The sequence below is a fragment of the Mesorhizobium sp. Z1-4 genome (assembly GCF_004000235.1).
GTDB lineage: Bacteria > Pseudomonadota > Alphaproteobacteria > Rhizobiales > Rhizobiaceae > RCIO01.
Map to the genome: position 1 here is coordinate 366,299 of NZ_RCIO01000002.1, position 23,248 is coordinate 389,546.

The following is a 23,248-nucleotide window of genomic DNA, read 5'->3' on the forward strand; positions in this document are numbered from 1 at the left end:
CCTCAGCCTTTCGGCACGAGCGCCAATGCGCGGATCGGCGATCCGGTTCCGTTTACGATCTTCAGCGGTGCCGCGATCAGGATTGCACCCTTGGCCGGCAGCTTGTCGAGATTGGCAAGCGAGGCAAGGCCGAAACGATTGTTCTTGTGCAGCAGATTATGTGCCGGGAAGGGCGGCTCCATGCCACCGGCTAGTCCCGCATCGGTGCCGATGCACTGGCTGCCCCAGCCGACAATGCCCTTGTCGATCAGATAGGTGACGACCTCGGCGGTCGGCCCAGGCGTATGCGGGCCATTCTCGTCGGCATTGAGGAAGCTCGCCTCGTCGTCGGCACGCTTGTCCCAATCGGAGCGCAGAACCACCCATTCGCCTTCGCCGATCTCGCCATGCTCGGCTTCCCAGGCCTTTACATGGTCGATGGTCAGCAGGAAGTCCGGGTTGTCGGCGCACTCCTTCGAGAAGTCGAGCACGTTCACCGGAGCGATGAGGCGCTGCACGTCGAGCGTGTCCGTATAGCCGTCGGGATAGTCCTTGCCGGTGATCCAGTGATGCGGCGCATCGAAATGGGTTCCGGAATGCTCACCCACTTTCAGCCAGTTCCAGGCCCAGAAAGGCCCGTCCTTGTCGTATTCGCTGATCTTGTGAATTTCGATCTTCGGCGTATCAACCGCCAGTTCCGGCGGCAGTTTCAGGAGCGGCGTGTCGGGACCCAGGGTTCCCGAGCAATCCACCACCTCGATACCTCCCGTACCGAGCATTCCTGCAAGCTGTGACAGCACGTTTGCTGAACTCATCGCAATCTCCCCTTTTGCGGACGCGTGGCTTCGCTTTCGCGATAACACTAGACAGGAATGCATGCAAATGCAAATATCCAGATGCCAAGGGAGGGGTGTGCGTGAACGACGAGTTCGATGCAGTTTTTGTCGGCGCGGGTCACAATGCACTGGCGGCCGCGGTCCATATGGCCGCGCGCGGCTGGAAGGTCGGTGTTTTCGAACAGGCCGGGGTACCTGGCGGGGCCGTCAAGACCGGCGAATACACACTTCCCGGCTTCCGCCACGACTGGGCGGCAATGAACCTGTCGCTCTTTGCAGGCAGCGCGTTTCTCAAGCAATATGGTGAAGAACTGGCGCATCAGGGCATGGAATTCGTGCCCGTCGACAAGCCCTTTGCAAGTGTATTTCCGGACGGGCGCTGGTGTGGCGTTTCCATGGATGCGGAAGCGACGGCGGGGCGAATTGCCGCCTTCTCCAAGCGGGATGCCGAGCGCTGGAAAGCACTGTCGGCCGGGTTCGGAAAAGACGCGCCGCATATTCTCCGGCTGCTCGGCAGCCCCATGAAAATTCATTCAATTGCATATTTTCTGTACAAGCTGTTCGCCGAGCGCGGCGTGTCGGGCATGCTGCAGATGGTGCAGTTTCTGCTTGCCTCGCCACGCGCCTATCTTTCGGAAAACTTTGAAGCGCCCGAGGTGCGGGCGATGCTTGGCGCATGGGGCATGCATCTCGATTTCGCCCCCGATGTCGCTGGCGGCGCGATTTTCCCATACCTCGAAGGCATGGCCGGGCAGGCCTTCGGTATGGCGATCGGCAAAGGCGGTGCCGACACCATCGTCAATGCGATGACCGCAACCATCCGGGCAAAGGGCGGTGTGGTGGAATGCAATGCGCCAGTGGCGCGCATCCTCAGCGAAGGCGGTGCAGCGACGGGCATCGAGCTGGAAGACGGCCGCAAGCTTCGGGCTTCGAAGGCAGTGGTCGCTGGCATCGCGCCTTCGGCATTTGCGCGTCTGACCGGCGGCACGGAACCTGCTTTCGACGCGGCGATGGAGAAGTTCGTTCATGCGCCCGGCACGATGATGATCCATCTGGCCTTGTCGGACCTGCCCGAATGGGCTGCCGGCGAGGAGCTGAGGAGCTTCGCCTATGTGCATCTTGCGCCTTCGCTCGACCAGATGGCGCGCACCTACCAGCAGGCGCAAGCCGGGTTGTTGCCCGACGAACCGATCCTTGTCGTCGGCCAGCCGACGGTGTTCGATCCCTCCCGTGCGCCGGACGGCAAGCACGTTTTGTGGCTGCAGGTTAGGATGGCGCCCGGAGATATACGCGGTGATGCCAAGGGCGAGATCGACGCGCGCGACTGGGCAGGTGCCGCAGAGCCGTTCGCTGAGCGCGCGCTTGATGTTCTGGAGCGCTATGCGCCCGGGATACGGAAAAAGATACTCGGCCGACGTGTGGTGACGCCGGCCGATCTCGAACAGGACAACCCGAATCTGGTCGGTGGCGACCAGGTCTGCGGCAGCCACCACATGTCGCAGCACTTCCTCTTCCGGCCGGCGCGCGGTCATGCCGATGGATCGACGCCGATCAAGAATCTCTACCTCACGGGGGCGGCCGTCTGGCCGGGGGCAGGGACCGGAGCCGGATCGGGCTTCCTTTTAGCCAGGAAACTCGCCGGGAAGTAAGAATCAGCAAGACCCGCTGGAAGGTGAAACAAGACAAGGGAACGATCATGAAACTCTCACGCCGCAATTTGATGAAACTGTCTGCCGCCACGGCCGCAGCCGGGGCCTTCGGCCTGCCTGCGCTGGCACAGCAGATCGACGAACTGGTCATCGCCTACAACACCACGCTTCCGAGCTGGGATCCGACCACCGGACCCTCGGCGGTGAACCCGACCATCCAGGGCATCTATCAGTCGGTGTTCGACCAGTTCATCCTGCAGCAGCCCGACCTTTCGCCGGCACCCGGCCTCCTGACCGAATGGGGCTGGAACGAGGACCGCACCAAGGTGATGATGAAGGTGCGCCAGGGCGTCACCTGGCATGACGGCAGCCCGTTCTCGGCCGAGGACGTGGCCTGGAGCCTGGCTCGCGCGGCCGACCCGGCAACCGGCAATCCGATCAATTTCGTCTGGTCGACGTTGGAGAACTTTGCAGCCGACGGCGACATGGTCACCGCCGATGTGAAGCAGTTCGACCCGACGATCTTCAAGTGGATGTATTTCCTCACCGGCTACGTGCTGCCCAAGGCGTATTATGAGAAGGTCGGCGCGGACGGCTTCGAGGAAGCGCCGATCGGCACCGGCCCGTACATGGTCGAGAAGTTCGAGCGCAATGCCTTCGTGCGCCTGAAAGCCAATACCAACTATTGGGGCGGCAAGCCGGATTTCGAGACCGTGACGATCAAGTTCGTCACCGACGCAGCGGCGCGTGTCGCCGAGGTGGAATCGGGCAATGCACATGTGACACTCGAAATGCCCTATGAGGAATATGACCGCCTGAAGGGCACGCTGAACGGAGTGGCCGCGCCGATCTCCGACATCGGCATGATCTTCCTCAACGACATCGATGTGATGCTCGACGAGAATGTACGCCAGGCCTGCGCTATGTCGATCGACAAGCAGACGATCATCGACCGGCTTCTGTCGGGCTACGGCGTGGCGATCGATACGCTGCAGACGCCGGAATACGAGGCTTATGACGCCTCGATCAAGGTTCCCTACGACCCCGAGAAGGCGAAGGAGCTGCTCGCAGCCTCTGGCTACAGCACCGACAACCCGGTCAAGTTCAAGATCCAGACGACCAGGGGCTTCAAGCCGAAGGACTACGAGATGATCCAGGCGATCGTCGGTCTGTGGCGCCGGGTGGGCATCGAGGCCGAAATCGAGGTCTACGAGATCGCCAAGCATTACGAACTGCGCGCGGCCGACACGCTGGCCCCGGCTGCCTTCTACAACTGGGGCAACTCGGTTGGCGATCCCACCACCTCGACCGGCTTTGCCATGTTCGGCCCGAGCCCGCACTCGGTGTGGGACGGCGCCGACCTGATCGAAAAGATCGGGCCGCTGTGGGGCGAGGCAGATGAAGCCAAGCGCATCGCCGGCTGGAAGGATGTCGATCGCTACGTTGCAGAACATGCGCTCGTCATTCCGCTGCTGCAGTACGTCCAGCCGATCCTGTCGGCCAAGGGCGTGAGCGTCACGCCGCATGCATCGGGCGCGCTGCTGCCGCATCTGATGAAACGGGTCTGATCAGGCCAGAACCGGAATATGATATGAACGCGGGGCAGGGGTTTTCCCTGTCCCGCGTGTGTTAGGCACGCACTGGCGTAACCGAAAAACGCATGCAGATACTCAGGTCACTTCTCTTCAGGCTGGCAAGCACGGCTGTGACGCTTGTCGGTGTCGCCGTGATCGTCTTCTTCGTCATCCGTGTGGTGCCGGGCGACCCGATCGCAATGATGCTGCCGCCTGGCGCGACTGAAGAGGATATCGCGCGGCTCACCGCGCTTTACGGCCTCGACAAATCGATCCCCGAGCAGTTTTTCATCTGGGCCGGCGGCGTGCTGCAAGGCGATTTCGGCACGTCGATAACTGCGAGACGGCCAGTGCTGGACCTTGTGCTCGGCCGGCTGCCCGCAACACTCGAACTGTCCATCATGGCGCTTGTCATCGCGGTTATCCTGGGAGGCGTGGCGGCGCTGACAGGCACTCGCGAACGCGGCACAAAGGTCGAGGCCGGTATCGACGTTGCCAACGGCATGGCGCTCTCGGTGCCGGACTTCCTGTGGGCGCTGATCCTGATCCTGCTGTTCGGCGTCGCCTGGCCGGTGTTCCATATTTCAGGGCGCGTCACGCCTTCGCTTGATCTGCCATTCGTCACCAATTTCTACCTGTTCGAAAGCCTGTTGCGGCTGCGCTTCGACCTGTGGGCCGACATTGTCAGCCACATGTTCATGCCGGCGCTGGCGCTCGCCATTCCGCTTGCGGCCATCATCGGCCAGTTGCTTAAGCAGTCGCTGAAAGAGACGATGCATCTCGACTATGTGACGCTGTCGCGAACCAAAGGTTATGGCGAAAATCACGTCATCATTCGCGAGGCGCTGCCCAATGCCATCCTGCCGACGCTTACGCTGGTCGGCGTGCAGTTCACGTTCCTGATCGGCGGCACCGTCATCATCGAACGGCTGTTCAGCTATGAGGGCCTCGGCAATATGGCGATCGACGCGGTCATCAACCGCGACCTGCCGCTCATCCAGGGCATCGTGATCCTGTTTGCGGTGATCTTCACGGTGGTCAATCTGGTGGTCGACCTCACCTATGCGCTGCTCAATCCGAGGCTGCGCCATGCTTGACGGTCGCTCTCAAATTCGCCGTAAGATCGGCCTTCGCCTCTGGCTCTCCGGCGGCTGGCTTTTGATCCTCGTGCTCGCAGCGGTGTTCGCGCCGCTTCTCAGCCCGCATGGCCCGCTGGAACAGGATCTGTTTCTTGGCCGCATGCCGCCCTTCTGGGTGAGCGGAGCGGAGCCAGGCTATTACCTCGGTACTGATAGCCTCGGCCGCGATCTTCTGGCGCGCATCCTTTATGGTGCGCGCGTGGCGCTGATCGTCGCGCTCGTCGCGGGCAGCATCACCGCATTGGTGGGTTCGACGCTCGGGTTGCTGGCGGGCTATCTGCGCGGCTGGGTCGATGTGGTGATCTCGCGGCTGATCGATATCTGGATGGCCTTTCCGCCGGTGCTGTTTTCGATCCTTCTCATTGCCGTTCTCGGGCCGGGCCTTGTCTCGATCATCATCGCCATCGTCGTAATCGACTGGACCCGCTTTGCGCGTGTCGTGCGCGCCGAGGCGATGGCGCAAGGCGCGATGGACTATCCCGCCTCTGCGCAGATCGCCGGCCGCACTCGGCTTTCCACCATGATCGTGGAAATCCTACCCAATGTGCTGCCGACCATTGTGGTTCTGCTGACGCTCGAAATGGGCATCGCGGTCATCGTTGAAGCGATCCTGTCCTTCGTGAACCTGTCGATTTCGACCGACGACCCAACCTGGGGTGGCATGATTTCGGAAGGACGCACGTCGATCCATCAGGCGTGGTGGATCATGGTCTTCCCGCTCGTCACCCTCTTCCTCACCGTGCTTTCCTTCTCGCAGTTCGGCGAGGGGCTGAAAGACCGTTTCGACCCGGTGCTGCGATGAGCTACCTCAAAATCTCGAACCTGACGGTCAATATCGCGGGCACCTCGGCGCGGCTTCTGCGCGACGTTTCGCTGAATGTGGAGGCGGGCGAGGTGCACGGGCTGGTGGGCGAATCCGGTGCCGGCAAATCGATGATCGGCAAAGCCGTGCTCGGCACTTTGCCGCGCGCGATCGAGATCGTTTCGGGTGCGATCGAGCTCGACGGCACCGATCTTCTGAAGCTGTCGCCGGCGGAACATCGCAAGCGGCTCGGCCAATCCTGTGCGCTGATACCGCAAGACCCGCTGACCGCGCTCAACCCGTCGCGGCGGATCGGCCCGCAGATCACCGACCGGCTGACCGACATTCTCGGCTGGGACACCAAGCACGCCCGCGAGCGCGCCGCCGAACTGCTTGACGAGGTGCAGATTCCAGACCCGCAGCGTGTGCTGTGCAGCTATCCGCATGAGCTTTCGGGAGGCATGCGACAGCGCATTCTGATCGCCTCGGCATTTGCGGCCGAGCCGAAGTTGATTGTCGCTGACGAGCCGACCACCGCGCTCGATGTGACGGTGCAGAAGCAGATACTGAAGCTGATCAAGGATATGCAGCAGCGCCACAACACGGCGCTTTTGTTCGTCACGCACGACCTCGGCGTGGTGTCGAAAATCTGCCAGTCGCTCTCCGTGCTTTATGCCGGCATGGTGGTGGAGGCGACCGATGTGCGCAGCTTCTTCCGCGAGCCGGCGCATGCCTATTCGCGCGCGCTGCTGGCAGCGACGCCGAAATACACCGACCCGGAGGCGAGCCTGACGCCCGTGCCCGAAGAGGTCATTGCCGCCGTGCGAGCAGAGGTCGAGGCGGCGGACCAGAGGCTGCGCCATGGCTGATCTCTACCAGGTCGAAAATTTGCGGCTCTCCTTCCCGGACCTCACCCGCAAGCCGCTGCTGGGCCCGGCTCCTCGAACGGAGATACTCAAGGACCTGACTTTCACCATTCCGCGTGGCGAGATCCTCGGCATCGTTGGCGGCTCCGGGTCTGGCAAATCGACGCTCGGCCGCGTGCTGGTGCGCCTTCTGGAGCCATCTGCCGGCACTGTGCGGTTCGATGGGCGCGACATCACGCATCTGGCGGAGGCCGAGTTGCGGCCATTGCGGCGGCGCTTCCAGATGATCTTTCAGGACCCGATGTCATCGCTCAATCCGCGACACCGCATCGGCCGGCTGATCGCGGCACCCTTGCGGCTGCACGGTTCGGAAGATCCCGAAAAGGGCGCGCTGGAAGCGCTCGACCAGGTGGGCCTGCCGCGCAGCTTCGCCTCGCGTTATCCGCATGAACTTTCTGGCGGCCAGCGCCAGAGGGTCGGCATCGCCCGTGCTATCGCGTTGCGGCCGGACTTCATTCTGGCCGACGAGATCGTGTCGGGGCTCGACGTTTCTTCGCAGGCGCAGGTTCTGGCGCTGCTTGAGCAGCTGGTGGCCGAACTCGGGCTGACGCTCGCATTCATCAGCCACGATCTGTCGGTGATCCGCCGCCTGTGCACGCGCATTCTGGTGCTCTACCGGGGCGAGATCGTCGAGAACGCAACGACGGCGGAACTCTATGACAATCCGCGTGCTGCCTATACACGCGAACTTTTGGACGCCATTCCGCTACCTGATCCGGACCAGCCATGGATCTAGCGGCCCGTCCGGGCGGCTCACAGATGGCTGACTATGCAAGGATCCACGCCTGATAGATCAGGCCGCTTGCCAGCGACCCGACAAGTGCCAGCAACAGATAGAGCACAAATATCGGCCGGCGCACGAGTGCGAACACCGCAATCGCCGCCGGCAGCGAGGTCACGCCTCCGGCGACGAGGAAGGAGAGACCGGCGCCCGGTGCCATGCCCTGTTCGATCAGCCCCGCGACCAGAGGTGTCGCGGCATAGCCGTTCAGATAGGCCGGGACGCCAATGAGCGTTGCGGTGAGGATCGGCCAAAGTCCGCTGCCGCCCAATGCCGATGCAATCCACTCCTGCGGCACGTAGGCGAGCATCAGGCTCTCAAGCAGAAATGCGAGGGTCAGCCATTTGACCAGAAAGAGCGTCGTCGACCAGGTTTCCCGCCGGAATTTGGCGCGGCGGTCCGGGTCGGACCAGAACTTCCATGCAACCGGGCCCGGGTTGCGCACCGCAGAGGCTCCGCAGCCGCCATTGCCGACGCCGGGGCGCAGGGGATCCGCCAGATAACCGGCGCGCATCACAGCATGGGTGACATAGCCGCCGAACAGCCCGAGGCCGACGGCAGCTGCGGTTTTGGCAATTGCGAATTCGGCTCCAAGAAGGCCGGAGGTCAGGACAAACATCGAAGGGTCTATGACCGGCGACGCGAGCCAGAAAGCCATGACGCCCGAGAGCGGGACACCCATGGCCAGCAGGGCCGCGATCAGCGGGATGACGCCACATGAGCAGAATGGCGAGAGCCCGCCGAAAAGTGCTGCAACCGCAATTACGGTCAGTGGCGAGCCTGAGAAGGCGCGGGCGATCAGATTGTCGGCCCCGCTTGCGCCAGCGTAAGCTGCCAGAGCTATGGACAGCAGAAGATAAGGCGAGGTTTCTGCAAGCGAACGGGCGACGAAACCGGTGCTCGTCCAGGCCTGGTAAGGCGCCAGGACCAGCAGCACAGCCATGACGAAAGCGGAGAAGAGCCAGGGTTTGTGCGCGCGCCAGGCGTCACGGAAGAACCCCGCGCCATTGCCCAATCTCAATATCGTGTCAGTCATTTCGATATAGCCAGTTCTATGGTTCTTTTGGATGAAAAAATGCGCCGCTAGGCGACATTGGATTTCGGTTTCACGCCGGCACAGCACTCATCTCCGAGGAATGCCAATACAGCGTCCATTGCCTGGTAGTCGGCGCGATTGACAGTGATACGTCCATAGCGCTCCTGAACAACCAACCCGGCAGAGACAAGCGCCCGCAGGTGATGCGCAAGCGTCGAGGCCGGCATATCGAGATGGGCGCTTATCTCACCGACATTAAGGCCATCATGGCCGCTGCGCACGAGCAGGCGGAAGACGGAGAGCCGTGCCTCATGTCCAAGTGCTGCCAGCGCCTGCGCTGCTTTGGCCATTGTCAGATCATTCATCACTAAACCATATATCTGGTTTTATCGTTCAGTCAAGGCGGAAACCCTGCGGGGTCGGCGCCGGGTTGCTCTTCACGGGACTGCGGCGCGTCTCTTCACGTTCCGGAATACCGGGGTTCGCGGCGGGCGATCCAGGCGTCCAGGCCTTCGCGGATGTCGTTGGTCGCCACCATGCGGCCGAACTGCTCACTCTCGATCTGGAGACCCTCCGTGATGGTTGCGTTGATGCCGCGCGTTACCGCAGTGATGATACGCGCTGCAGTGAGCGGGGAATGTCGAAGGATTTGCCCTGCTAGTTCGAATGCCGCCGGCAATACTTGGTCGTGTGGCACCACCTTGTTTACCAGTCCCAGTTCACGGGCCCTCTCGGGTCCGAATGGATCGCCGGTCAGCAGCAGTTCAAGCGCGCGCTTGCGGCCGGCGAGACGCGGCAGGCGCTGGGTGCCGCCGAAGGTCGGCGGGATGCCGATGTTGATTTCCGGCTTGGCAAACAAAGCCCGCTCCGACGCTATTGCCAGGTGTACCGCTTCGGTGATCTCGCATCCGCCGCCGAATGCGATGCCGTTCACGGCAGCAATTACCGGTTTGGGAAAGGCTTCGAGGCGTTGCGTCATGCCCTGGCCGCGGCGCACGAAGTCGCGAATGGCGATGTCCGGACCCTGCTTCACGCTTTCCGAAAACTCGTGAATGTCGCCGCCGGCCGAAAATGCGCGGTCGCCAGCACCCGTGACGATGACCGCGCCGATTGTCGGGTCCGCCTCGATTTCGGCAAGCAACCGAACAAGCAGGTCGTTGGTTTCGTAGTTCAGCGCATTCAGTTTCTCCGGGCGATTCAACGTCAGAAGCGCCACCGCGCCGCGGCGCTCCATCAGAACGGTATCTGCCATCTTGCGGGTCTCCAGTTGACGAGTTGACAGCTGGGTAGCGCGGCCGGATAATCTATTACACTCACTAGTCGGTATACATATGAGCCAAACAGCGAAGTCGACGAAAGACCGGATTCTCGATGCGGCCAACAAACTGTTCTACGGCGAGGGAATTCGGGCGGTCAGCGTCGATGCAATCGCCGACGCGGCCAAGGTGACCAAACGCACGCTCTACTACCACTTCGAGAGCAAGGACCAGCTGATCGAAGGGTATCTGGCTTCGCGCGATCAACCCAACCTGGCGCTTTTCGCTCAGTGGTTCGACGCGGCGGAAGGCTCGATTGCGGAAAAGACCGCTGCGATCTTCTACCGGGTCGGCGAAAACGCGCGGCACCCGAAATGGAAGGGCTGCGGTTTCCTCAGGACAGCCGCGGAACTTGCCAATATGCCGGGGCACCCGGCCGTCGCCGTGGGCGCGGCACACAAGAAAAAGTTCGAAGCCTGGCTGACGGAGCGCTACGCAGCGGCCGGCCTCACGAACCCTGCCGCCGTTGCGCGAAGCATCGTGCTCCTGATGGACGGCGCGTTCTCCACCATCCTGATTCACCGCGATCCGGAATATGCGATCGCGGCAGGAGACACAGCCAGGGCCATCATCGTGCGCGAGATGGATGCCTCAGAGTGAGAAACTCGATGCGGAAGCGAAAGGACCAGACATGCCGATCTGCCACATTTCGATGCAGTCAGGAAAATCCGAGGCTTACAGAGAAGCCATTTTCGATGGCGTCTACAAAGCCCTGCGCGAGGCGCTGAGCGTTCCGGAAGGCGACCAGTTCATGACCATCACGGAGCATGACCCCGCCAACTTTCGATACGGCGATGCGTTCGACATCAGGCGCGGAGACGATCTCGTCTACATCCAGATCACCGTTTTCAACACCCGAACCACCGAGCAGAAGAAAGCGCTTTTCGCCCGGCTTGCCGAACTGCTGGGCAAAAACCCGGGCATCGCGCCGGAGAACGTCTTTGTCTATCTGCTGGAGTCGGCCAAGGAGAACTGGTCGGTAGGCCATGGTCTGGCGCAGTTTGCCTGAGGGCGCGCCGGACCGAAGCGAAGTGGAACCACACACCAACGTGCTGTCCATGAGCCCAGCGCTGGCTCATAGACAGGCCCTTACTGCGGTATAGCCGACGGTCGCTAATCCGCTACATTGCCCGGCAATGTCAGCTTGGTTTGCAGGGATGCCTCATGAAGACAATCGCCGTACTCGGCCTGGGTAAAGTTGGTGCGCTGGCAGGAGAACTGCTGCATGAGAGCGGTTTTAGCGTAACTGGGTTCGATGCGGTGCCTGTTTCCGGGCTGCCCTATGAAACCAGGCAGATCGACGTTGGCGATGACGATGCGCTCGGCGCAGCGCTGCGGGGCTTCGACGCGGTGCTTTCGTGCCTGCCATATTCGTTCAACATCGGTGTCGCCAAGCGGGCGCACGCGCTCGGGCTGCATTATTTCGACCTGACCGAGGATGTGCCGACGACGAAGGCCATCGCCGAACTGGCCAAAACCTCGAAAGGCCTGATGGCGCCGCAATGCGGCCTTGCGCCGGGCTTTGTCGGCATTGTCGGTGCAAGCCTCATCGAAGAGTTCGACGAATGCCGGTCATGCCGCATGCGGGTCGGCGCGCTGCCGCAGAATCCCACCGGACTGATGGGCTATTCGTTCAACTGGTCGCCGGAAGGTGTGGTCAACGAATATCTCAATGATTGCGAGGTTCTGGAAGACGGAGAAGCCAAGTGGGTTTCGGCGATGGAATGGGTCGAAAAAATCGTCATTGGCGGCATCGAGCTTGAGGCATTCACCACCTCGGGCGGTCTGGGCACCATGTGTGAAACCTACAAGGGACGTGTGCCCAACATCGACTACAAGACGATGCGTTATCCCGGCCATGTGAAACTTATGAACTTCTTCTTTCATGAACTTCTGATGCGCGAACGGCGAAAGGAGGCCGGCGAGATATTGGTGAACGCCAAACCGCCGGTGAATGACGACATCGTTTATATCCACGTCGCCGCGGAAGGGCATGTTGGCGGGCGGTTGCAGCGGCGCGAATTCGTGCGGGGACTGAAGCCGGTCGAGATCGGTGGAAAGCAGAGAACCGCGATCGCCTGGACCACGGCATCGTCGGTGGCAGCGGTGATCGAGATGGTGCGCGAGGGAACATTGCCCGGGCGTGGCATGCTGAAACAGGAAGCCATTCCGCTCGACCGTTTTCTGGCGACGCGGAACGGCGCGCGCTATGCCGCCTGACACCGACGGCAGACGCAGGCCGCCGGGTTCGCTGTTTCCGCCCGGCGCGCGTTCCTGAATTCGAGCCTGCGGGGTATCGGTTCCGCTGCTATTGAGCGGGCGGTATGGTAGACACGCTCCTGACTGGCGGCGGCGGAGGGACATCCGATGAGCAATGAAATGAAGGCGCTGGTGAAGGCCAAAGCCGAGCCGGGTCTCTGGATGGAACGCGTGCCGGTGCCCGAACCCGGGCCGGACGAGGTGCTGATCAAGGTGCGCAAATCGGCGATCTGCGGCACCGACGTTCATATCTGGAAATGGGACGAATGGTCGGCAAAGACCGTGCCGGTGCCGATGGTCGTGGGCCACGAATTCTGCGGCGAGATCGTCGATACCGGCAAGGCGGCGACCAGGTACACGATCGGGCAGCGGGTTTCCGGCGAGGGTCACGTGGTCTGCGGCACCTGCCGCAACTGCCGGGCGGGTAGAGGACATCTGTGCCGCAACACGCTGGGCGTCGGCGTCAACCGGCCAGGCTCATTCGCGGAATATCTGTGCATCCCCGAATCCAATGTCGTGCCGATACCGGACGACATTCCCGACGAGATCGCGGCGATCTTCGACCCCTTCGGCAATGCCGTGCACACCGCGCTCAGCTTCGACCTGGTGGGCGAGGACGTCCTGGTGACGGGTGCCGGGCCGATCGGGATAATGGGCGCGCTGGTGGCGCAGAAGGTCGGTGCGCGCAAGGTGGTAATTACCGACATCAGCCCCTACCGCATCGCGCTCGCCAAACGCATGGGCGTTCAGCACGTGGTCAATGCCGGCGAGGAAACGCTGAAGCATGTGATGGAACGCATCGGTATGACGGAGGGTTTCGACGTCGGGCTCGAAATGTCGGGCGCCGCACCTGCCATGCGCGACATGATCGACACCATGAACAATGGCGGCAAGATCGCGTTGCTCGGCATCGCGCCGACCGAATTCGCCGTCGACTGGAACAAGATCATTTTCAAGATGCTCAATGTGAAGGGCATCTACGGGCGCGAAATGTATGAAACTTGGTACAAGATGATCGCGCTCGTGCAGTCGGGACTGGACCTCAGCGAACTCATCACCCACAGGATTTCGATCGACGATTACGAGGCCGGATTTGCCGCAATGATCTCCGGCGAGGCTGGCAAGGTCGTCATGGATTGGGGCTGAGTTTCAGCACAATCGCAAGATCCATCACATTGGTGCCGGTGGGGCCGGTGACCAGGCGGTCGCCGGTCTCTCGCAGAAAGCGGCCGGCATCCGCCGCTGCCAGTGCGGCGTCCGCGCCGGGCTTTCTGTTGAAGCTCTTCCCGTCGACGATGGCGCCCGCCGCTTCCGTCGGGCCGTCCGTGCCGTCGGTGCCCGCCACAAGACAGGTGAGATCGTCGCGGCCCGCTATCCGCTTGGCGACGAGCAACGCCAGCGCCTGATTGCGTCCGCCTTCGCCGGGTGATGGCGGCAGCTGGACCGTCGGTTCGCCACCGAAGATGTATATGCCGGCAGGACCATCCACGCAGACTGCCACAATGTGGTCGGCAGCTTCGGCGACATCGCAATAGAGCGTCTCTTCATTGCGAATGACGCGGAGACCAATCTTCGCCGCAAGCAGTGCTACAGCCTCTCTGGCCACGGCGTTTGAAGCGATGATCTCGCCCTCATATGGAATCTCGGGGTTGGCGCAGGCGCCGATGCCGGAGCTGATGATGCCGATATCGTCGCCCTCGACGTCCGAGATCGCCAGAGCGCGAATGGATTTGCCCCTAAACTCGGCCAGCAACCGCCCGCCCTTTACCCGCGAGAGCGATTTACGTTTGGCGTTGATGGTCGCGATGTCGGCGCCGCCGGCGACAAGCTCGTCCGTGGTGCGCCGCAGTTCGGCGAGATCTATGTCATCAACCAGATCTTCGACCAGCGCCGACGCGCCGCCCGAGACGAGCACCAGCAGCTCGGTGTCAGCCGTGCATTCGCGGACAAACTCGAGGCAGCGCCGCCCGGCAGCCAGGCTGTCGGCATCCGGGATGGGATGGCTGCTTTCCATGATTTCGGCCGGCAGACCGGCAAGGCGCTCATCCGCCGCGTGGCCATGTTTTGTCGCGATCAATGCGCGATGACCAGCGGGTAGACCGGGAAGCGCCCCGAGATACATGGAGGCGGCGGCCTTGCCGAGCGCAAGCACGGCGGTGAAACGTGCGGCTTCAGATCGCGGGAGCGCCGTGGCGACTGCGGCCTCGCCCTGAACGGCGGCAACGCCTGCACTGAACAGCTTGGTCAGCTCTGCTCTCGGATCGACGTTCATTAAGGCTCCCGCGGCATGCTCGCCGGAGCTTGTTACGTCACGGGTCTCTCACGTTCAACTCGCGATCCATCTGGCGCGCTTTGTACAAAAATGAACGGAATTGTTGGTCGGAAACGGTCTGTGCGCATTATAGTCGCGCCGTGTCGGCAATCGGGCTGATTCATCGCCTCATTGGCCGACCGGAGAGGTGACTGCATGGAAGGTTTTCCGGATTCCGAAACGCTGGACCTCGAAGCCGAGAATGGCTGGCTCACGGTCTGGTTCAACTCGCCCGAAAACCGCAACGCGCTGACTGCCGAGCGCGCGCGGGAACTCACCGCGCTGTGCGGCATGCTGGCCACGTCCGGCACGTTTCGCGGCGTCGTCTTTCGCGGGCGCGGTGGCGTATTCTGCGCCGGCGGCGATCTCAAATCCTTCGGCCGCATGTCTTCCGGGCAGGCGGGCTATGATGAGATCCACGCGCTGAGCCTGGCCGGTGCAGAGTTGTTCGACGCCGTAGCTGCATTGCCGCAATATACGATCATGGCAGTCGAGGGCTCGGCGATGGCCGGCGGACTGGGCCTCACCTGTCTCGGCGATTACGTGGTTGCGACACGCGATGCGAAATTCGCGCTCAGCGAAGTACGGATCGGGCTGACGCCGGCGCAGATCGCACCTTTCGTCATTCAGCGCTTGGGACTTCGGGTCGGGCGCTTACTCATGCTTTCCGGCGCGCGGTTCGATGGCGAGGAAGCACGTTCGATAGGTTTGGTGGACGCTGTCGCTGAAGATGCCGACGCGCTTGCGGCCGCAATCGAACATCAGAAGAAACTGATTGCCGGCGCGGCACCCGGCGCGGTGGCGGCGATCAAGGCGCAGATCGCGCAACTGCCATTTCAATCGCGAGACGAGCAGAAACAAGCCGCGGCGGACAGCTTCGCAAAACGAATGCTTTCGGACGAGGCGCGTGAGGGCATTGCGTCGTTTGTCGAGAAGAGGAAGCCGAGCTGGACGAACGGCTGAGAAGACAACTATTGCGCCGGCGCGCGAAGCGCGGTCTGGTGCAGAACAGGCGGGAGGCAGCTAACGCGTGGAACAGGTTCAGGATTTTCTAGCGGAAAGCGAGGCGCTCGCCGAGGCGGTATCTGCGCTGCCTGAAGCCGAATGGAACGCCAAGACGCAGTTCAAAGGCTGGACGGTCAACGATGTCTTCGTGCACCTGACGTTCTGGAACCGCGCTGCCGACCAGTCGCTTTTCGAGCCTGACGCGTTCAACGCCACGCTTGGCACGATTATCGCCGAGATGGGGAAAGGCGGGCTCCGGCCGATCGAGAACCGCGCGATCGCGGAGCGGGGCCGGGCGCTGCTCCGGCTTTGGCAGGACGGCTATCGCGACATGGCGCGGCGCTGGGCCGAAGTCGACCCGAAGGCGCGGTTGAAATGGGTTGGGCCGGAGATGTCGGCGCGCTCCTCCATCACCGCACGCCAGATGGAGACCTGGGCGCACGGGCAGGAGATATTCGACCTGATGGGGCTTGAGCGCGCCGAGGCTGACCGCGTGCGCAATATCGTCTTTCTGGGCGTCAACACATTCGGCTTCGCCTTCAAGCTGAACGGACTTGCGGTGCCGGAGCAGGTGCCGCGGCTCATTCTGACCGCGCCATCGGGTGCCGTCTGGAATTTCGGCAACGATCAAAGCCCCGACTCGATCGAGGGTTCGGCGGTCGAATTCGCGCAAGTGCAGACGCAGACGCGCAACATCAAAGATACTGCGCTCAAGGTGTCCGGTCCGGTCGCCGAAAAGTGGATGGAGATCGCGCAGTGCTTTGCCGGTGCGCCCGAACCGCCGCCTGCGCCCGGCACCCGGTTCCGGGCCGCGTGACATGCTGACGACGGAAGGCCCGGACCAGTATTTCAGCGAAGAGCACGTCGCCATGCGCGCGGCGATGCGCAAATTTGTAGCTGCTGAAATCACGCCGAACATCGAGGCCTGGGAAGAGGCCGGGCGAGTGCCGCGCGAAACCTATCGCAAGGCAGGCGAGATCGGCCTGATCGGCGTCAGCTATCCTGAGGAGCTTGGCGGTCTCGGCGGCGACCCTTTCATGGCGATCGCGGTGAACGAAGAGATTTGCCGCTGCGGCTCGGGCGGCGTGGTGGCAGCACTTGGCTCGCACGCGATTTCCATGCCGCTGGTGGTGGCCCACGGAACCGAGGAGCAGAAGCGGAAATTCGTTGCGCCGGTCGTGGCCGGCGAGAAGATTGCCGCACTTGCCGTCACCGAGCCCGGCGGCGGCTCGGACGTCGCAGCGCTCAGGTGCCGGGCCGTGCGTGATGGCGACCACTATGTCGTCAACGGCGAGAAGACTTTCATCACGTCGGGCGTCGAGGCAGATGTGCTGACGGTGGCGGTGCGTACCTCCGACGATGCGGGTGCCGGCGGCATCTCCTTCCTGATCGTGGAAGGCGACACGCCGGGCCTTCAGCGAACCGCGCTGAAGAAGATGGGCTGGCATGCTTCCGACACCGGCCATCTCGTGTTCGACAATGTGCGGGTGCCGGCCGAAAATCTGCTCGGCGCCGAAGGACGCGGCTTCATGGCCGCGATGCTCAACTTCAACAACGAACGGCTGATGATTGCCGTTCAGGCCTACATCATGGCCGAGGTCTGTTTTCAGGAGGCGCTGTCCTGGGCGCGCGACAGGCAGGCCTTCGGCAAACCGATCTCGCAGCATCAGGTGATCCGCCACAAGCTGGTCGATATGGCGGCGCGCATCGATGCCGCGAAGACACTCGTTTATGACATCGTGTGGCGTCACGCGCGCAAGCTCGACCCGATCAACGTGCATGTCGCTCGCACATCGATGGCGAAAGTGACGGCCACGGCGGCCATGAAATTCTGCGCCGATGAGGCAGTGCAGATACTGGGCGGCATGGGCTACATGCGGGGCACGGCGTCGGAGCGCATCTACCGGGAGGTCAAAGTGCTCACAATCGGCGGCGGCACGGACGAGGTGATGAAGAACCTCGCCGCGGCGCAGATGGGTATCTGAGCGGAGGCGGTGCCATGTCCAAGGTAATGATCACATGCGCGCTCAATGGCGTGCTCACCGATCCCAAACAGCATTCGGTTCCGGTGACACCGGCCGAGATGGCGGCCGAGGCGAAGCGCGCCTACGATGCGGGCGCGTCGATCATGCACATCCATCTCAGACAGCAGGGAGAGGGCAAGGGTCATCTGCCAAGCTGGGACATCGCGCTTTCGAAAGAGGTGCAGGCGGCTATCCGCGAAGCCTGCCCGGGCGTAATCATCAATCACACGACCGGCACAGTGGGACCGGATTATCAGGCCGCGCTCGATGTGGTGATGGAGACAAGGCCTGAGATGGCGGCCTGCAATGCCGGCTCGCTCAACTATCTCAAGCTGAAGCGCGACGGCAGCTGGGCCTGGCCGCCAATGCTCTTCGACAACACGCCGCAGAAGGTGCAGCATTTCATCGATGCGATCACCGGTGTCGGCGCGGTGCCGGAGTTCGAATGCTTCGACACCGGTATCGTGCGCAGCGTGGGTATGTATCAGGCGAACGGCATGTTCAAAGGCACGGCGCAGGTGAATTTCGTCATGGGCGTGGCGTCCGGCATGCCGGCTCGCGGCGACCTTCTGCCGATCCTGAAAGACCTCGCGCCTGAAGATTCGCGCTGGCAAGTCACAGCAATAGGACGCGCCGAAATCTGGCCGTTGCACCGACTGGCGGCCGAACTCGGCGGTCATCTGCGCACGGGGCTCGAAGACACCTTCTATCTGCCCGACGGAGAGAAAGTTACTTCCAACGGCGCGCTGATCGAGGAGATGGCGCAAGTGGCCCGCGATGCCGGGCGCGACATCGCTTCGCCTGCCGAGGCCCGGGCGATTCTGGGCATATGAAATTGCATGCCGGTGATACGGTAGGCTGAGCGAAGCGCTGCTTGGCGCCGCAAGGACAGGACAGAGACATGCCGCAACTACAGACATCGGTTTCGCCGGCGTCACCGCAGTTTCAGACGAATGCCGATGGTATGCACGCGCTGATCGACGAGCTGCGCGGGATCGAGGCGCGTGCGATTGCCGCTTCCGATGCTTCGCGGGAAAGGTTCGAAAAGCGCAACCAGCTATTGCCGCGCGAGCGCGTTGCGCTTCTGCTCGATGCCGGGCGGCCCTTTGTCGAGCTTGCCAAGCTGGCCGGCTACTGCATGGATACGCGGAACCCCGAAAAATCGGTTCCGGGCGCGGGGGTGATCGCCGGCATTGGTTATGTATCAGGCGTGCGCACCATGGTCGTGGCGTCGGACTCCGGCATTGCCGCTGGTGCGCTGCAGCCGGGCGGGCTGAAGAAGATATTGCGCGTTCAGGAAATCGCGCTCGCCAACAAGCTGCCCTTCGTGCAGCTGGTGGAAAGTGCCGGCGCGAACCTCACCGCCTACCGGGTGGAAGACTTCGTCGAAGGCGGCGCGACCTTTCGCAATCTGGCCCGCATGTCGGCCGCCGGCCTGCCGGTGATAACAGTCACGCATGGCTCGTCCACAGCGGGCGGAGCCTATCAAACAGGGTTGTCGGATTACATCGTCATGGTGCGTGGGCGCACGCGCGCTTTCCTGGCCGGGCCGCCACTTCTCAAGGCCGCCACGGGCGAAATCGCGACGGAGGAGGAACTCGGCGGGGCGGAAATGCACACCGGCATTTCGGGCCTGGGCGACTATCTCGCCGAAGACGACAGGCATGCCATTGCGATTGCCCGCGAGATCATGGCAGGCATCGACTGGCCGCAGGAGGACAGCGAAGAACGCGATTTCGCTGCACCGCTCTATGAGGCCGAAGAGCTGCTCGGCATCATGCCGATGGATTATCGCCAGCCGGTCGACATGCGCGAAGTTATCGCGCGAATTGCCGATGGATCGGAATTCCTGGAATTCGGCGAGCGCTATGGCGGGCAGACCGTATGCGGCACGATCCGTCTTTGCGGCTGGCCGCTCGGGGTCATCACCAATAACGGGCCGATCGATCCGGCAGGTGCGTCGAAGGCAACGCATTTCATCCAGGCCTGCTGCCAGGCCGGTACGCCGATCCTCTATCTCAACAACACGACCGGTTTCATGGTTGGCCGCTCCTACGAGGAAGACGGCATCATCAAGCACGGTTCGAAGATGATCCAGGCGGTGACCAACGCGACCGTGCCGCAATTCACCATCTATTGCGGAGCTTCCTTCGGGGCCGGCAATTACGGCATGTGCGGGCGCGGCTTCGATCCGCGCTTCTGCTTCTCGTGGCCGAACGCCAAGACGGCGGTGATGGGCGGAGAACAGGCTGCGGGCACCATGATCGAGGTGCAGAAGGCGCGGGCGGCGCGCAAGGGCGAGGAACTCGACCAGGCGCAGCTCGATACGATGAAGGCTGCGATCGTGCAGATGTTCAACGGCCAGATGGATGCATTCTACAATTCGGCGCGGCTTCTGGATGACGGCGTGATCGACCCGCGCCAGACCCGCGAGTTGCTGGCCGAGCTCATGTCGATTGCGCGGGCGGGCGACCGGCGGCAGCCGAACCGCATGCAGTTTGCCGTGGCGCGGCCGTGAGGAAAGCGACGTGACGAAAATCACCAAACTCCTCATCGCCAATCGCGGCGAGATCGCCGTCAGGGTTATGCGCACCGCGCGGCAGATGGGCATCGCCACGGTCGCTGTCTATTCGGAAGCGGATAAGGGCGCGGTCCATATGACGAGCGCCGACGAGGCGGTTTGCATAGGCGGTGCAGCACCTGCTGAGAGTTATCTCCGGGTCGATGCAATCATCGAGGCGGCGCGGGCAACGGGCGCCGACGCGATCCATCCGGGCTACGGCTTCCTCGCCGAAAACCCGGCACTGTCTGCCGCCTGCGCCGACGCCGGCATCATCTTCGTCGGACCCTCGGCCGAGGCGATTGCCAATATGGGCGACAAGGCCGCGGCGAAGCGGCTGATGGAGGCGGCGGGCGTGCCATGCGTTCCCGGCTATGATGGTGCCGACCAGACACCTGCGACGCTGCTTGCAAAGGCGAAAGAGATCGGCTTCCCGATCATGATCAAGGCGACTGCCGGCGGCGGCGGACGCGGCATGCGGCTGGTGAACGCGGAAGCCGACTTCGAGGCAGCGCTCTCTTCCGCCGTGTCGGAAGCAAAGTCGGCTTTCGGCGACGGCACCGTTCTTCTGGAACGTGCCATAGTCAATCCGCGCCATGTCGAAATCCAGATCATGGCCGACTGCCACGGCAATGCGATCCATCTCGGCGAACGCGACTGTTCTGTGCAGCGGCGGCACCAGAAGCTGATCGAGGAAGCGCCGTCGCCTGCCGTAGATGCCAGTCTGCGCGCGCGCATGGGCGAGGCTTCGGTGAAGGCCGCACTTGCCATCGGCTATGAGGGTGCCGGCACGTTCGAATATCTGCTCGATAGCGACGGACAGTTTTATTTCATGGAGATGAATACGCGACTGCAGGTGGAGCACCCGGTGACGGAGGCCGTGACCGGGCTTGACCTCGTCGAGCTGCAATTGCGAATCGCGGCCGGCGAGGCGCTGCCGCTCGGTCAGGCGGATGTGACGATTTCGGGCCACGCTGTCGAGGTGCGATTGTGCGCGGAAGATCCCGACGAGGGTTTCATGCCGCAAAGCGGGCGGCTCGCTCGCTGGAAGCCGGCCAATAACATCCGCGCCGACCATGCCTTGCGCGACGGTGCGGATATCCCGCCGTTCTACGATTCCATGATCGCGAAGCTGATTGCGCATGGTTCCGACAGGGATGCCGCGCTGCGGAAGCTGATCGCCGGGCTCGGCGAAACGCAGGCGCTTGGCGTACGCACCAATCAGCGGTTCCTCGCTGACTGTCTGCGGCACCCGGTGTTTGCGGCGGGCCAGGCGACAACCGCTTTTATCGCCGATCAAAGTGCTGAACTGATGCCGGATCGGGAGGACGAAGATCGCGCCATGGCCGGTCTTGCCGGGGCACTGATGCGCGCCGCGGACGGTACCTCGCTGGCGCATGGCTTCGCTGCGCCGCTCGGGCTTGCGCGCGGTGAGCGGGTCTTCTCCCCGCGCATTGTCGCTTATGGCGGGGGACGCTGCGAGATCCACGATGGCGGCGAGGTCCGGTCGGTGAGAGTTACGGGCAGGGATAGGGATTCAATCCAGTTCGAGGATGGCGGGAGATCGCGAAAGGCAGGTCTTGTTCTGTCGGGCGGTGTGGCGTGGCTTCATCTGGATGGGCGGAGCCGCGATTTCACCGATCTCACTTTTGCGCCGGAAGTCACCGCCGATGCCGCGGGCGACGGCAAGGTACGCGCCTCGATGAATGGCACCGTCGTCTCGGTCGCGGTCAAAGCCGGCGACGCCGTTGCCAAGGGGCAAACCATGCTGGTGCTTGAAGCGATGAAAATGGAACACGCGCATGTGGCCGGCGCGGATGGCACGGTTGCGGCCGTTCACGTCGAGCCCGGCGCCCAAGTGACGGCGCATGCGGTGCTCGCCGAAATCGAGATCCAGTCATGAAGTCCGAATGGGCGATCGGCCTGATGACCGGCACAGTGCTCGACGGCAATATCGACGTCGCGATGATCCGCACCGACGGCGAAACGGTCGACGAGTTCGGCCCATATGCGCTGATGCCCTATCCGGATGGGCTGCGCGATCTGCTTTTCCGCACTTTCGATGCGGCGCGCGCCTGGGGCTTCGAAGGGCCCGAACCCGCAATATTCCGCGAAGCAGAGATCGCGCTCACCAAGGCGCAGTCCGATGGGGTGAACGCGTTTATTGCCGACCATGGCTTCAAGGCGTCGGAGATTTCAGCAGTCGGGTTCCACGGGCAGACCGTGCTTCACGCCGGGCCGCGAGAAGGCAAGCGAGGCAATACACGCCAGCTTGGCGACGGGGCAATGATGGCCCAGATTGTCGGAACCGATGTCGTCTTTGATTTCCGTTCGGCAGACGTTGCAGCGGGCGGGCAGGGCGCACCGCTTGCGCCGGTCTATCACCGTGCTTTGCTGAAGCGCATAGGTGCCGGGCCGGAAACCGCGATCCTCAATCTCGGCGGCGTGGCCAACATCACCTGGTGCGACGGCGAGGAAATGGTCGCCTGCGACACGGGGCCAGCAAACGCTCCCGTCAACGACTGGGTGCGCCGACACACAGGCGCCGACATGGATGTCGATGGGCGGATCGCCGCAAGCGGTACGGTCAACGAGACGCGGCTGACGGAGCTCCTACGGCATCCCTACCTCACCGCGCCATTTCCCAAATCGCTCGACCGATTCAGCTTTCTCGCCGAAATGGCGGAGGGCGAAACGCTGGAAGATGGCGCAGCACTGCTGACGGCATTTTCGGCGGCGGCAGTCGCCAAGGCGCTCGATCTTCTGCCCAATCGCCCCACGCGGCTGGTCGTTTGCGGCGGCGGGCGGCGCAACCCGACGCTAATGCGCGAAATCGACAGACGTACAGGTACAGCGGCGGTCGCGGCGGAGGATGTCGGTCTGCGCGGCGATGCGGTGGAAGCGGAGTGTTTCGCCTTTCTTGCGGTGCGATCGAAGCTTGGCTTGCCGCTAAGTTTTCCCACGACGACCGGCGTGAGCCAACCGATGCAGGGTGGCGTTCTTGCGCCTGCCGCAACTGCCTGAGTTTTCGGAGCGTGCGTCGCGCGCTCC

General features: G+C 62.7%; 22 protein-coding genes. 17 read left to right on the forward strand and 5 right to left on the reverse strand.

The genetic code is table 11. From position 1 onward, the window contains the following. Positions 1–2: 2 nt before the first annotated feature. Positions 3–794, reverse strand: coding sequence for a cyclase family protein (locus tag EP165_RS08770; protein WP_127521522.1), 792 nt, complete (start codon positions 792–794; stop codon positions 3–5). A gap of 101 nt (positions 795–895) precedes the next feature. On the opposite strand from EP165_RS08770, the gene EP165_RS08775 reads away from it, so the two are divergent. The 6 genes from EP165_RS08775 (at position 896) to EP165_RS08800 (ending at position 7,641) form a co-directional block, all read left to right on the forward strand. Beyond that, complete coding sequence (locus EP165_RS08775) at positions 896–2,464, forward strand: phytoene desaturase family protein (RefSeq protein ID WP_206075889.1); 1,569 nt, start codon at positions 896–898, stop codon at positions 2,462–2,464. A gap of 47 nt (positions 2,465–2,511) precedes the next feature. After that, a complete protein-coding gene (locus EP165_RS08780) occupies positions 2,512–4,032 on the forward strand; it encodes an ABC transporter substrate-binding protein (RefSeq protein ID WP_127521524.1) in 1,521 nt (506 codons plus the stop codon). 92 nt (positions 4,033–4,124) lie between these two features. After that, on the forward strand, positions 4,125–5,135 hold the full coding sequence (locus tag EP165_RS08785; RefSeq protein ID WP_127521526.1) for an ABC transporter permease: 1,011 nt from the start codon (positions 4,125–4,127) through the stop codon (positions 5,133–5,135). Continuing rightward, positions 5,128–5,979, forward strand: a complete 852-nt coding sequence (locus EP165_RS08790; RefSeq protein WP_127521528.1) for an ABC transporter permease — start codon at positions 5,128–5,130, stop codon at positions 5,977–5,979. Before EP165_RS08785 ends, EP165_RS08790 begins: the two co-directional genes overlap by 8 nt. Then, positions 5,976–6,848, forward strand: a complete 873-nt coding sequence (locus EP165_RS08795; protein ID WP_127521530.1) for an ABC transporter ATP-binding protein — start codon at positions 5,976–5,978, stop codon at positions 6,846–6,848. The genes EP165_RS08790 and EP165_RS08795 overlap by 4 nt, the downstream gene beginning before the upstream one ends. Next, positions 6,841–7,641: an ATP-binding cassette domain-containing protein gene (locus tag EP165_RS08800; RefSeq protein ID WP_127521532.1), complete on the forward strand. Its 801-nt coding sequence runs from the start codon at positions 6,841–6,843 to the stop codon at positions 7,639–7,641. Before EP165_RS08795 ends, EP165_RS08800 begins: the two co-directional genes overlap by 8 nt. A 31-nt stretch (positions 7,642–7,672) precedes the next feature. Here the strand turns inward: EP165_RS08800 and EP165_RS08805 are convergent, their stop codons facing one another. From EP165_RS08805 to EP165_RS08815, 3 genes are all read right to left on the reverse strand, one after another. Continuing rightward, a complete protein-coding gene (locus tag EP165_RS08805; protein WP_127521534.1) occupies positions 7,673–8,722 on the reverse strand; it encodes a permease in 1,050 nt (349 codons plus the stop codon). A 47-nt stretch (positions 8,723–8,769) separates the two neighbouring features. Then, positions 8,770–9,072: an ArsR/SmtB family transcription factor gene (locus EP165_RS08810; RefSeq protein WP_348629555.1), complete on the reverse strand. Its 303-nt coding sequence runs from the start codon at positions 9,070–9,072 to the stop codon at positions 8,770–8,772. Positions 9,073–9,182: 110 nt separating this feature from the next. Further along, positions 9,183–9,974, reverse strand: a complete 792-nt coding sequence (locus EP165_RS08815; protein ID WP_127521538.1) for a crotonase/enoyl-CoA hydratase family protein — start codon at positions 9,972–9,974, stop codon at positions 9,183–9,185. Between the two features lie 79 nt (positions 9,975–10,053). On the opposite strand from EP165_RS08815, the gene EP165_RS08820 reads away from it, so the two are divergent. The 4 genes from EP165_RS08820 (at position 10,054) to tdh (ending at position 13,443) form a co-directional block, all read left to right on the forward strand. Further along, complete coding sequence (locus EP165_RS08820) at positions 10,054–10,638, forward strand: TetR/AcrR family transcriptional regulator (RefSeq protein ID WP_127521540.1); 585 nt, start codon at positions 10,054–10,056, stop codon at positions 10,636–10,638. A 31-nt stretch (positions 10,639–10,669) separates the two neighbouring features. Then, entirely contained in the window at positions 10,670–11,047 is a 378-nt protein-coding gene (locus EP165_RS08825) for a tautomerase family protein (RefSeq protein ID WP_127522578.1), read from the forward strand. Between the two features lie 155 nt (positions 11,048–11,202). Continuing rightward, positions 11,203–12,258 carry a saccharopine dehydrogenase family protein gene (locus EP165_RS08830; RefSeq protein WP_127521542.1) on the forward strand — a complete coding sequence of 352 codons (1,056 nt, stop codon included), beginning with the start codon at positions 11,203–11,205 and terminating at the stop codon, positions 12,256–12,258. A 147-nt stretch (positions 12,259–12,405) separates the two neighbouring features. Beyond that, on the forward strand, positions 12,406–13,443 hold the full coding sequence (gene tdh, locus EP165_RS08835) for an L-threonine 3-dehydrogenase (protein WP_127521544.1): 1,038 nt from the start codon (positions 12,406–12,408) through the stop codon (positions 13,441–13,443). Here tdh and EP165_RS08840 read toward each other — a convergent pair. Beyond that, complete coding sequence (locus EP165_RS08840) at positions 13,427–14,569, reverse strand: glycerate kinase type-2 family protein (protein ID WP_127521546.1); 1,143 nt, start codon at positions 14,567–14,569, stop codon at positions 13,427–13,429. The two genes, tdh and EP165_RS08840, sit on opposite strands and share 17 nt — an antisense overlap. Positions 14,570–14,764: 195 nt before the next feature. Between EP165_RS08840 and EP165_RS08845 the strand changes: the two genes are divergently transcribed. From EP165_RS08845 to EP165_RS08875, 7 genes are all read left to right on the forward strand, one after another. After that, entirely contained in the window at positions 14,765–15,571 is an 807-nt protein-coding gene (locus tag EP165_RS08845) for an enoyl-CoA hydratase/isomerase family protein (RefSeq protein WP_127521549.1), read from the forward strand. Between the two features lie 67 nt (positions 15,572–15,638). Further along, positions 15,639–16,430, forward strand: a complete 792-nt coding sequence (locus EP165_RS08850; RefSeq protein ID WP_127521551.1) for a TIGR03084 family metal-binding protein — start codon at positions 15,639–15,641, stop codon at positions 16,428–16,430. A gap of 1 nt (position 16,431) precedes the next feature. Continuing rightward, positions 16,432–17,598, forward strand: a complete 1,167-nt coding sequence (locus EP165_RS08855; protein WP_127521553.1) for an acyl-CoA dehydrogenase family protein — start codon at positions 16,432–16,434, stop codon at positions 17,596–17,598. 14 nt (positions 17,599–17,612) lie between these two features. Next, a complete protein-coding gene (locus EP165_RS08860; RefSeq protein ID WP_127521555.1) occupies positions 17,613–18,470 on the forward strand; it encodes a beta-keto acid cleavage family enzyme in 858 nt (285 codons plus the stop codon). A 68-nt stretch (positions 18,471–18,538) separates the two neighbouring features. After that, positions 18,539–20,155 (forward strand): acyl-CoA carboxylase subunit beta, encoded by a 1,617-nt coding sequence (locus EP165_RS08865; protein ID WP_127521557.1) that lies wholly within the window; start codon positions 18,539–18,541, stop codon positions 20,153–20,155. Between the two features lie 10 nt (positions 20,156–20,165). Then, positions 20,166–22,100: an acetyl/propionyl/methylcrotonyl-CoA carboxylase subunit alpha gene (locus tag EP165_RS08870; protein ID WP_281039997.1), complete on the forward strand. Its 1,935-nt coding sequence runs from the start codon at positions 20,166–20,168 to the stop codon at positions 22,098–22,100. Further along, positions 22,097–23,221 (forward strand): anhydro-N-acetylmuramic acid kinase, encoded by a 1,125-nt coding sequence (locus tag EP165_RS08875; protein ID WP_127521559.1) that lies wholly within the window; start codon positions 22,097–22,099, stop codon positions 23,219–23,221. Before EP165_RS08870 ends, EP165_RS08875 begins: the two co-directional genes overlap by 4 nt. Positions 23,222–23,248: the final 27 nt, after the last annotated feature.